10 protein-coding genes are annotated in these 11,762 nt (G+C 45.5%); 2 read left to right on the top strand and 8 right to left on the bottom strand.

Features of this window, described 5'->3' with window-relative positions; genetic code table 11:
- Positions 1-188 precede the first annotated feature (188 nt).
- From CRENPOLYSF2_RS02540 to CRENPOLYSF2_RS02525, 4 genes are all read right to left on the bottom strand, one after another.
- Positions 189-836 (bottom strand): response regulator, encoded by a 648-nt coding sequence (locus CRENPOLYSF2_RS02540; protein ID WP_087142398.1) that lies wholly within the window; start codon positions 834-836, stop codon positions 189-191.
- Positions 833-1,999 (bottom strand): sensor histidine kinase, encoded by a 1,167-nt coding sequence (locus CRENPOLYSF2_RS02535; RefSeq protein ID WP_087142397.1) that lies wholly within the window; start codon positions 1,997-1,999, stop codon positions 833-835. The genes CRENPOLYSF2_RS02540 and CRENPOLYSF2_RS02535 overlap by 4 nt, the downstream gene beginning before the upstream one ends.
- Before the next feature lie 199 nt (positions 2,000-2,198).
- Positions 2,199-4,103, bottom strand: coding sequence for a TonB-dependent receptor plug domain-containing protein (locus CRENPOLYSF2_RS02530; RefSeq protein ID WP_087142396.1), 1,905 nt, complete (start codon positions 4,101-4,103; stop codon positions 2,199-2,201).
- Between the two features lie 343 nt (positions 4,104-4,446).
- Positions 4,447-5,466 carry a S1 family peptidase gene (locus CRENPOLYSF2_RS02525; protein WP_087142395.1) on the bottom strand — a complete coding sequence of 340 codons (1,020 nt, stop codon included), beginning with the start codon at positions 5,464-5,466 and terminating at the stop codon, positions 4,447-4,449.
- Between the two features lie 168 nt (positions 5,467-5,634).
- Here CRENPOLYSF2_RS02525 and CRENPOLYSF2_RS02520 point away from each other — a divergent pair, with 168 nt between their 5' ends.
- Positions 5,635-7,146, top strand: coding sequence for a FlgO family outer membrane protein (locus tag CRENPOLYSF2_RS02520; protein WP_087142394.1), 1,512 nt, complete (start codon positions 5,635-5,637; stop codon positions 7,144-7,146).
- 9 nt (positions 7,147-7,155) lie between these two features.
- A complete protein-coding gene (locus CRENPOLYSF2_RS02515) occupies positions 7,156-7,887 on the top strand; it encodes a CsgG/HfaB family protein (protein WP_176371007.1) in 732 nt (243 codons plus the stop codon).
- 175 nt (positions 7,888-8,062) lie between these two features.
- Here the strand turns inward: CRENPOLYSF2_RS02515 and CRENPOLYSF2_RS02510 are convergent, their stop codons facing one another.
- The 4 genes from CRENPOLYSF2_RS02510 to CRENPOLYSF2_RS02495 all read right to left on the bottom strand — a co-directional run bounded on the left by CRENPOLYSF2_RS02510 (position 8,063) and on the right by CRENPOLYSF2_RS02495 (position 11,674).
- Positions 8,063-10,006, bottom strand: coding sequence for a heavy metal translocating P-type ATPase (locus tag CRENPOLYSF2_RS02510; RefSeq protein WP_087142392.1), 1,944 nt, complete (start codon positions 10,004-10,006; stop codon positions 8,063-8,065).
- 259 nt (positions 10,007-10,265) lie between these two features.
- Complete coding sequence (locus tag CRENPOLYSF2_RS02505) at positions 10,266-10,649, bottom strand: hypothetical protein (protein WP_087142391.1); 384 nt, start codon at positions 10,647-10,649, stop codon at positions 10,266-10,268.
- A gap of 157 nt (positions 10,650-10,806) precedes the next feature.
- Positions 10,807-11,064, bottom strand: coding sequence for a hypothetical protein (locus CRENPOLYSF2_RS02500; protein ID WP_087142390.1), 258 nt, complete (start codon positions 11,062-11,064; stop codon positions 10,807-10,809).
- Between the two features lie 415 nt (positions 11,065-11,479).
- Positions 11,480-11,674, bottom strand: a complete 195-nt coding sequence (locus CRENPOLYSF2_RS02495; RefSeq protein WP_087142389.1) for a hypothetical protein — start codon at positions 11,672-11,674, stop codon at positions 11,480-11,482.
- Positions 11,675-11,762: the final 88 nt, after the last annotated feature.

Raw genomic sequence — 11,762 nt, 5'->3', positions numbered from 1 at the left:
CGTTCGTGCTGAGCCTGTCGAAGCATGAACTTGCTCAAGTTATTTCGTGCGCGTTCCTAAGGCTATGTTGTAGGGAGGGCTGAGTAAAACGAAGCCCAACAACAGGACTAAGCTAAGTTTCGTGATGATGGGCTTCCCGTCCGCCCAATCTCATGTACTTGACGTGAATAGACTTCAAACGGTTATTTTTAAGACGAGAGCAAACCCACCTCCAAACCTTTAATGACCGCCTGCACCCGATCACGCACACCCAGCTTGGAGAGGATATTGGAAACATGGTTTTTGACTGTGCCTTCGCTAGTGCCAAGTGCACCGGCAATTTCAAGATTGCTGAAGCCTCCGGCCATCAGCGCCAACACTTCCAGTTCGCGGCGTGATAAGGTATTGAGTAAAGCCTGGCTTCGGCAATCTTTAGGGGGGTGTTTTATACCCCCTATCGCCTGCTCCGTCAGGGTGGGGCGAAAATAACTGTCGCCATTCATAACGTGCCGGATAGCCCCGACCAAACGTTCCAATGACACATCTTTGAGCAAAAATCCCCTGGCACCCGCCCTGATGCCTTGCAGTAAGGCTTCGTCATCATCGAAGGTGGTCAACAAAATCGTCAGGGGTAACTTGCCCAGCCCCCTTAAAAATTCGATGACTTGTATGCCGGACAATTTGGGCAGTTGCACGTCTAACAACACCAAATCCGGTTGGGTTTCAGTGATGACATGGATGGCCGCCTCACCATCACCGGCTTCCCCCACCACGCAAATATCATCGGTCAGCGCCAAAAATCCACGGATACCATTACGCATTAAGATATGGTCATCCACCACGACAACACGGATCATGCTTGTAGCCCCACAAGTCTTGGGATACATGCCGTCAGTATGAAACCTTGCCCTGACGCGGGATTAATAGCCAGGCTGCCACCAACCGATGCCAAGCGCTCGCGCATACCGTTCAGGCCATGCCCTGGTACCAGAGTGGCCACACCTTTGCCATCATCACGGATCACCAGGTTAATCGCATGGTGGTCGCTGCTGAATTCTATCCATAAGTGACGTGCCCTGGCATGTTTTAACGTGTTGGTAATGGCCTCCTGCACACAGCGGAACAGGACGTGGACATGGGAAGGGTCAGAGACGTGGACATCCTGCGGTAAACTAAGCTCCACTGAAACTTCAGTGATATTTTTCAACAAGGTATTAACCGCCTGTCCCAATTCCATCTTGGGCTGGCTACGCACTTTACTGACTACATTGCGTACATCGGCCAATAAGTCATTGGTCAGTGCCAAGGAGTCTGCGAGCGGTGGTTTGGCGGCACTTTCCGTCACCAAATGCTGGGCCAGTTCCAGATTGACTTTTAACGCCACCAAATGATGCCCCAACATGTCATGCAATTCACGGGCGACATACGCCCGTTCAGCCAATCGGCTTGTTTGGGCGAGCAGGTCTTGGGTGGCCAGCAGTTCGGTATTCAGGCGTTCAGCCTCACGCCGACCGCGTGCTTCAGCCACAGCAAGCCGCCCCTGGAAATATGAAAACAAATGGAAAGCGTATAAAGACAAATAGCTTAACAATAGGTTTAATGGCTGCGGTAATATCGGCGAATTGACATAATGTACGCCAGAGCCTCCGGTTGTAACCACCCAATAAATCCAGGCGGTAATGGGTATATATTCCAGCACTATCCAAATAAGGGCGGCACGGGCAGGCAATACAAAAGGAACTTGGGTGGCAACAACGTGGATCAATTTCATATCAATCGCGTATGCTGCGACAGCTTGGACGGCCAGCAATACTATCGGTTTCCAGTGTAGTTTTTGGACGGCAATGTTGCGGGTGTTTAGCCAAAAGGCAGGGCCAAAGCTTAAAAAGACCACAACTTCCCAAGGCCGGGGCAGTAAATGTTTGGCGGCGACATAAGGCTGTGACGGTGCCAAAACCAGCATGCCCAGTATTACCCAATAACAGATTACTATGGCCCGCAGCAGGGTTTGTGTAGACATTTTGCTAGAATCCTCTGTTTTGTTATTGTTGTGTATTCATCAACGAAAGTATCTGTTTTCGAAGTGATCTCTCCCATCAAAGCTGGGCGGCTTCTTCGCTATTGGCGGCATCAAACCTGACATTGTTTGATCCTAATTCATCCAAGACGCTTCCCGAAACAGGGTATGGCCGTCTATGAACAAAATATGCATGCCGACCTTAAAAGCTTAACTGAAAACCACCAAACACCATCGCCCCCGGCATATTCGTGCTGTAAAACTGGGGCGTACGCGTATTGGTCAGGTTTTCGCCGCGCAGATAGACCTCAAACTGCTTGTTGAGGGTGTAGCGAATTGAGGCATTTAACTGGATAGACTGGTTGATAGGCTGCGTATTGGCCGGATCGTTCCAGGCTGAGCTTCGGATGATGGCCTCTGCCCACAACGTGATGGGCAGTTGGGTGAACCTTTGCTGACCCCATATTCTAGCAATATGCGAAGGTCGCAACGGAAGCTGGAGGTCGGTCTGCAAATCCCTGTTATCGCTGAAAGTATAACTGAATCCGGCATCCAGGCCATTTGTCCCTGTGTATCGCGTATTCACTTCCACACCGGCGACACTGGCATCGGCGACGTTGACCGTTGTTGGGCCAAAGAAACTGGCGGGGCTAGCCGGAAACCTGATGGGCGCGTAAGCCTGGGTAATCAGATTATCATAACGGTTATAGTAACCATTTACTGTCACACTCATATTTTGTAGGGGAAACCACTCCAAACCCACCTCGCCACTTGCGGAACGCTCCGGTTTTAAGGTTGGGTTGCCCAAGAAACGGAATAGCCGTTCGGTATAGGCCGGAATCCTAAAGCCGGTACCGCCGGAAGCACGCAAAGTCAGCTCAGACGTTATTTCATAAGCCGCCGCCGCTTTCAGCAAGGTATGGTCGCCAAACTGGTCATAATGTTCAAACCGAAATCCGGCCTGGCCGCTCAAATCATGATAGCGGGCTTCGGTTTCCAAAAATCCGGAAGCCATCGTGCGTTCATCTGCAAAGCCATCTTCCCTCCGGGTGACTGATTCATGCCGCCCTTGGCCGCCCCAGTTGATCTGCCAGCGGGTTTTTTCATCTGGGTTGTTTACCAACGTATGCTGGTTACGCCAATTCGCCAAATACATGCGGTTGCTCAACCCATAGACCAGCGGGGTTGGCGTAGGCTCATTGACCCGGTTTTGCAATTGGGTATAACCAAGCTGTAGATGGCTGGACCAATCCTTGGACAGTCGCACATTAAGGCTATTTTGCGCTATCCAACTTTCGGAGCGGCCAAAACTGTCAACATCGGCTAACTTAAAATTCTTTTGGTCAAGCATGAATTTGTCAGTTCCGATCCACGAGTTCCTATACAGCAAGGAACCCTGCCAATTGACATCAGGTGTGATGTCGGTTGAAAACCTCATCATACCCAGGGTGGAACGAAAAGGTTCGCGCTCAGGGTTTTCGGATGCATTGGCATAATGGGAACCGTCAAATGCATCCACGCGGCTGGCGGTAAACGTCAACCTACCCAATTTTCCTGCCCAGCCTCCGACAAGGTTTTCCCTTAATGTACCGAAAGTTCCACCTTCAACAGAAAGCTTACCGCCGGTTTCCTCTCTGTCTTGTGTATACAGGCGGATGGTGCCGCCCAAAGCCTGGAATGAATGCCGCGAGGAATCGGGACCGCGCTGAACCACTGCGGATTTAAAGGCTTCCGTAGGGAAAGAGTCAAAGTTTTGCAAACCGGGCACGGCAACCAGCAGCGGAATATCGTCAAAGGTGACAAGCCCTTGGCCTCCTGCACCGCGAAGAAAAATACCACTCAGTTGCCCGTATCCGCCTATCCGTGTTGTTGTTACCCCTGGCAATCCTGTCAAGACATCCGATATCGCGCGTTCATGTCCGGCTACGATTTCTTCTTCATCCAGTTGTTGCGGGTTATTGATTTCGGTTTCTAAGGGCCTACGGGCCGACCAAACGGTTACGGGGGGTAGTAATGTTTCAGCGTAAGTTGCTTGAATACCGATGAGTTCAAATAGAAACAATGATAAATAGTAACCTATCCATCCACAGGAATTACATTTCGGCATGAGTTTTTTACTTCTTTTTTTATAGTGGTTATAGCTATTAGGATTGTAAAATTAAAATGATGCTACCATAGCGGATAGCAGATTTGCATAACAAGCCTACTTAAAAAGTATACGTCAAGAAAAATATAATTTTATATTAAAAAACAAATTATTAGGTGATTTTCATCCGTGAGGTGCTGGACGCTTTGTTTCGGCAATGTCCGCTATTTGTAAAAACAGATTACAATCATAGCATTAATCAGTTGCGGGTCAGCCATTGTCTTTGGGATATTAAAGGATTTGTAGGGACTACCAAAATCCGCATCATTGACTGCGTGAAGTATATTCCAGAAAATGGCTGGCCTTATGGCAGCACCGTGGTAGCCCTGTTTTTTTGGGAGAGATTATTTTCGATCGTTTGCAACATCTTTTGAGCGTTTTGAACAGTTGTAGGATCATTTTCCAGTTCCAAATAACGCTGTAAGGCATTACGTTCAGAAACGGCATCTGATAACTTATTGGATACTGCCGCCAAAAATGAATAGGCATTTGGATTTTGGATATCAATAGCGATGGCTTGGTGTAATGTGTCTCTGGCAGCCGCATAATTGCCAAGGGCAAAAAAAGTATTGGCCAAGTAAGTATAGGCATCGTAATAATCCGCTTGTAAGGCAATAGCCAGCTCAAAGCGTTTTTGCGCATGGTAAAAATCTTTTTGCTTATAATACTTTTCACCTTGTACCAGCAGCAACTCCTTAAACTGTATGGTTTTTTCTTTTGCCATTAATTGGATGAGCACAGTGGCAGGTACTGAGACACTTAGATTATTTTTAAGGCCGTCATAACCATTAATAACACCCACTACGTGATGGTCTTCACCCAGCAATGGCGCGCCACTATTGCCTTTTTGAATAGCCAACTCCGCCTCAATGAATGAATTAGCGTTATCGCCACGTCTTTGCGGATCTGTGATGGTACCTATTTCAGATTTTACAGGCGTGGGTATATGATTTTTATCGGGCTGGCAATGGTAGGTAAACACCTTGGTGCCTTTACGGGGTAAGATGTTGTCGAGAGCTAATTCAGGGGTTGATTGAACAGCAATCCGAAGTAATGCCAAACCATCTTCCTGTCGGATTATTTCAGCATTTTCATTACTGTTGCCCAGATGCACCTTAATCTTTTTAGCGTCTTTAATTTGGTGTTGTACAGTGGCAACGATGCCAGGGGCAACCATAAAACCCATGCCTATATTGCTTTCACCATCAGGTAATATACCTTCTATGCAGACTATAGGCATATTGCTGGTCGTGTTTTGTGTAGCAGCATAACAAGGTATGCCCATAACAATAATATAAAAATAAAACAAGGGGGTTAATTTCATAATAACATTGCCTTGAAAATTTAATAATTTCTACAGACGCAGAATAGTTTTAGGTTTATTATAAATCGTAACTTACAAAAACCTAGGGTCAACATATAAAGTTCATCTATACGGTTTACATGATCCAATTCAATTTGTATTTTCGCTATGCAGCTTTGGTAATCTATCATGATAACGACATGTCTAGCTTTTAATAAATATCATTCAAACCCTACAGCCTTAACCTATCCTCACAACCACAAAAAACTGATCCCGTTGTTATTGGCCAGTAGTTTATCATTGAGTTATCTTAATACCTGCTGTGCTGATGAGGGTATTGCCCAAGCCAATGAAGCCTATGGCCAGTTGTTGGCCGGTAAATTACCCAATGCAGAAAGCACGTTCCAGAAAATGGCAAAAAGTGCCAATCCTGAGGTGGCTATTAAAGGTGAGGAAGGCCTGGCAGAAACGCAGTTTCGGCGCGGAAAAATTGTCGAAGCCAGCCTACGAATTGATAGGGTGGTTAAAAAAGCGCCTAAACGGGCAATGGCACGGGCTATTAAGGCCAAAATCCTTTATAAACAAGGCAAGAAAAAAGAGGCCGAAGTGGAATTAAGCCATGCAGAAAAAGGTAAAAGTGATTTCCGCTGGCAAAAAGCAGCTGTCCATACATTAAAAGGCAATCTGTACCGCAAACGCAAAGAACCCCAAAAGGCTTTAGCGGCCTTCAAACAAGCCTTAGCCGAAGAACCCAATGACCGGGATGCCCTAACCAATATGGGTGTTACCTTACAGGATTTGGGACAACCTGAACAGGCCGTGAAGGCCTTCTCACAATTAAAGCAGCAGTACCCCAATGACCATTTAGGTAATGCCTTGTTACGGCAAGCACAAGCCGCCATCGCCCAAAAGCAAGATTTGGAAAAGCAGCGTTATATTAACCAATTAGTTAAAGAATTGGTTGAGCGTTATAAAAAACAAAGCCAGGAAAAACCCATTGATGACTGGACGACACCCGCCATAGCCGTATCCATATTGGGTTTTGCTAACAGCGGTGATGACCTTGCAGAACGGGCTGGCCTGGGTACAGCTTTACAAAACGAGTTGACCACCCAGCTACAAGCTGCAAATATTAAGGTCGTTGACCGGGCAATACTGGACAAAGTAATGTCTGAACTAAACTTAGGTGCCTCAAACTTGGCAGACCCTGATGCAGCATTAAAATTAGGTAAAATTATTGCCGCCCGGTTGATTGCAACCGGCAGCCTGCAAGCAGTCAGTGCTGATGAAAATACTGTGAATTTACGCCTTGTCGATACGGAAACCACCGACATTGTTTTACCCTTATCAGAAAAACAAACCGGTAGTCCCGATCCAATCAGCCTTGCTAACAAATTCAGCCAATCTATTGCCTCCACCATTAAAGACAAATATCCAATGAAAGGCCGTATTGCCTTAGCTGAAGGCGACAATATTGTCATTAATCTAGGCAAAAAGCATAACATCAGTCAAGGCATGAAATTTAATGTATTGGGTGAAAATGAACAACCTATTGAACTGAATGGAAAAATTTTAGGCTATCGGCAAACCAAAGTAGGGCAGTTGGAAATCTCTAAAGTGGAGGATTTGATGTCTTATGCAAAACCGATAGGTTCGACTGGATCATTAGAAAAAAACCAAAAAATTATCCAAGCCCAATAGGTTATGTGTATGGTTGCTCTTAGGTCTTATGTGTATAGAAAGTTTTTGCAATCTGGCTTGTTGCTGTTGTTGTGCTATTTATTAGGCTGTGCCAGCCAGTCGCCTCAAATAGCCCATAACACGCATGAAACTGCAAAAATGTTAAGCCTTGCCGTTTGGGATTTTGATAACAATTCCATGGCCGGTGGTGATTTAGATTATCTCAGCAAAGCCTCGTCAGAAATGCTGCTGGCTAATCTAGCACAAAACCCGAGTATCCACTTGGTAGAACGGGTGAATTTGCGACAAGCCCTGGAAGAGCAACACCTTGGTAGCAGTGAACTGGCATCCGAAGAATCGAGGCTAAAACTAGGCCGTATTGCCGGTGCCAACCACATGGCATTCGGCAGCTATGTGGCAATGGCGGGTAAGGTTAGGATTGATGTGCGGGTGGTTGATGTAGAAACTTCTTTAGTAAAATTTAGTGAAAACACCATCACAGCACCGTCGGACGTTGTTAATAACCTACAGATTATTGCTCAACATATGGCCGCAAAATTGGCAAACAGCACTGTATCGGGTCAACCCTTGGCAACAGAAACGGCACTTTGGAAACGTTATGAGTCTGGGATTAGCCTAATGGATCAACATCATTACGAGCAAGCCATTACAGTATTTACAGACCTGTTAAAAAGTAACCCAAATTTTAAGGCAGCTGAAAAACAGCTAAATCTGGCGCTTGAACGACAAAGTAGACAATGAAAAGGCGTTGGTGCATAAATTAATCGATGCTGACATTTCCCCTTATCCCATTTTTTAGGACACAGCTGTGTCCCTACCTGATGTAGGTTGGTGGGTTTCCCTGCTGTTGTTACCAGATAGCTCAGTTGCAATCTGTGGAAGCGGCTACCACAATGGACGAACGGTGAGAAATAACTTAATAATCCGATAGATTTTTAGGCGGAAATGCCGCTCTTAAGGCGTTTAATATGGCCAACATGTCAATGATTTCCTGCACTAACGCCCCAGCGACCGGTGTTAAATATCCTAATGCCGCAGCCACCATACCGACCACGCTTAACACGATACCCCCGATAGCACTTTGCAAGGCAATCTTGCGCATACGTACTCCGATATGAAATAGCTCATCCACTTTTTGTAAGGAACTGTCCATAATCACCGCATCGGCGGATTCGCCAGTAATGTCGCTGTTTTGACCAAAGGCAATGCCGATGGTGGCGGCAGTTAATGCAGGCGCATCGTTAATGCCATCACCCACGTAAACGGTTTTTGCAGCTATCGTTTCCTCGCGGACTAACGCCAGTTTTTGTTCAGGGCTTTGGCTGAAGTAAATATGTTCAATACCGACCTGTTCCGCCAAATAGCGTACTTCCGATTCTTTGTCGCCAGATACCACCATAATACGATCAAGCGCATGATTAGGTCGCAAATGGTTAATAAAGGATGAGCTATCAGATCGGATAGCATCCCGAAATTTCAAAGTGCCCGCGTACCGGCCATCAACCAGCACAATACATTCCAGACCATTCGAAACAGGTGGTAACACTTGGCTACTATCTGGGTATTGCGCCGTAAAAAGTTTGCGGCTGGTCACCTGTAGTTGCTTACCGTCCACATTGCCCTGTAGACCATCGCCAGGCGATTCTGTCATTTGGGTAACCGGCAACAAAGACAGCTTGGTCAACTCAGCCGCTGTTATGATGGCACTGGATAACGGATGTTTAGAATAGCGTTCAAGGCTGGCAACCCATTGTAACAACTCGTGTTCATCATAATTTTTAGTGATGATAGCCGTTAATGAGGGTCGACCATAAGTTAGGGTACCCGTCTTGTCGAAGATAGCGGTACGGCATTGGCCGATGGTTTCCAGAATGGCTGGATTTTTAATAATAATCTCCCGCTTGGCGGCCAAGGATATGGAGCCGATCACGGTAATCGGGATACCGATAAGTAGAGGACAGGGGGTTGCAATCACCAAGACGGCCAGAAAGCGGATAACATCACCACTGCTAGTCCAGGCGATAATAGCTATTATCAAAGTCAATGGCGTGTACAAGGCTCCGATCTGGTCACCTAGTCGCCGCAATTTGGGGCGGTGTTGTTCGGAGGCATGCATCACCTCCATGATTTTGGCGTAGCGTGAATCAATCGCCAGTTTATCAGCCTGTATGGTTAATGCGGTATTGCCGTTTACCGCGCCAGATAGCACCTGTGAACCTGTGGTTTTCGGCATCAAATAAGGCTCGCCGGTCAGGTAAGATTCGTCCATTGTGCCGTTACCTGCTGTCACTGTGCCATCCACGGGGCAGATTTCATGCGGCAGCACCAATAAAATATCGCCAATCCGAACCTGTTGGATGTCGATATCAATCAAGCTATCACCCGATTGTCGATGCGCTACGGATGGCATACGCTTGGCCAGTGCCTCCAGTACCGATGAAGCTTTGCGGACTGCGTAAGATTCCAGCACTGCACCACCTGACAGCATAAGCACCACCAGACTTCCAGCCAGATATTCATTCAGCACTACCGAGGTGATGATAGCGATACCAGCCAAAAAATCAGCACCGAGATCACCTTGTATCAGCTTTATGAATAAATGGTATACCAAAGGCAAGCCGCCTAATAGCAATACAGCCAATAAGGGAAGCTGGGCAATCGTAGTACTGTAATTGATGTGCCCTTGATAAACAGGGGCAATAGCGGATGTCAATTGACTGCTTAATGACAGCGTATAAATATTGTGATCCAGCCCCAGCGTGTATTTCAAAATTAGAAAGCCAATAATACCCAGTAGACTGATAATGATTATCACGCTTTCGTAGGGTGTCGCTGCTATTGTACTTGGTGCTTTAGGCATGATAGGTCAGGTGAAATTTTATTGGCATTGAAACATGTGCAAAACATAAGACTACTTTAACTTAGGAACGCGCACGAAATAACTTAAGCAAGTTCATGCTTCGACAGGCTCAGCACGAACGGTGGTGGCGTTTAAGTTGTTCAAGTTATTTCATGCACGTTCCTTAACTGACTCTTTCATAGCTATTTTACTTATTTTCGTGCGCCATTTTATATTGATAGCTGTCATAGCTTCGGTTAAATTCCTACAATAAGTCCGATTATTTTATATAAACACGCCAGGCATGCAGGCCATTGCAGCCATCATTACTTTCCGACCAAATTTTTAGTAACACAGTGCCGGATGTGCTGATAACTTCACCAAGATGCCCTGTGATTAAAATACGGTTGCTGCGCAAACGCTCCAGCGTAGGGATAAATAATTGGTTATTGACACTGAATTTGATAGTCTCTATGTCTGTGTTGTCAGAGGCGGTCACGCTAAAATCCTGCAAGGAAGTTACTGTGGCTTCTTTGGCGGGTATTTCATTGAAAAAAAGCGGGTTATGGCATTTGGTGATGAATTCACCGTGGTGGCTCATGCGTGGTGCGGCAAAAACGTTTGAGGACAGCAAACACAACAGTAATAAAGTTTTACGGGGCATTGCTTCTCTCCAAAAATTAAATAATCCTAAAAAAGGGTTGAGCTAAATATACGTGAAAGCCCGAAGATATCAATAACATCCTGTGATATTTATAACATCCTGTGATATTTATAACATCCTGTGATATTTATAATATCCACGGGGCACAGCTATTACCTTACTTTGAAGAGTTAATATTGCTATTTCTCATCACATGCTCAGGTTTTAGATCGGGTGATGGATTGGTGTTACGCATAACATGCTCAGGATCTGTAACAACAGGTTCAGCAACAGACGCAGGCGATGGATTGTTGTTTTGCATGACATGCTCAGGTATTGGATTAGCGGACGGATTGGTATTTTGCATCACTTTTTCTTTGGCTGTAGCAACAGCAGGCAAAGTGACGATAAGTAAAGTGGCTAATAAATTTTTCATTTGAGTTTACCTTTATGGTTGCAGTATTCGACCCTTGAATCAGCATTGACTGAAACAGGAATTTTAGCCTTTTAACGGCGAGTTAATTCTTGCACCCTTTGTTAATCTGAATTTGATATGGATCAAATACAAGCCAGATAAATAGGCATACTACAAAAACACGCTCCAAACCTTACCGAACTAATCAGCTCATACAATAAGTAGCCAATTGTCGTAGGGTTACATGATTGAAAATTTCTGATACCCAAAATTATCGTGGAAATTTTAATTACCTTCTAAAACCACAATAAAAAATGAGCGAACAGTAAGGCTTAACAACGTTCATAACATATTTCCACAAAATGAGTTGGCATGTGTGGCTCAACACGCTGACGATTTGAATTAAGCGCTTTCCAGATATGTGCCGATAGATAAATTAATATGCCTGCTGTTGTTGAATTTTTTCAGCAACGGCAGACCGCTTGGCATTCAATATTTCCAATTTTTTCTCGTACTTAAATCTTGCGTAAACGGCTGCATTTTGTGATCGGACTGTCATCACGAAAATCTGATCAGTCCATTTTTTCAATTCAGCCGCAAGGCTATGGGGTTTTTCCGCTTTGTTGATCATAATGTTGATGTGGCGTTATGGATTACGGCTAGGAGTGTGTCGGTCTTACAGTTATCCAGTAGTATTGAGTTAAAATAGTCGACCACCC

The organism is Crenothrix polyspora, assembly GCF_900163755.1.
In the GTDB taxonomy this organism is placed as follows: domain Bacteria; phylum Pseudomonadota; class Gammaproteobacteria; order Methylococcales; family Methylomonadaceae; genus Crenothrix; species Crenothrix polyspora.
Note: the sequence above shows the minus strand (reverse complement) of the source record. Positions and strands in the feature narration are given on the sequence as shown.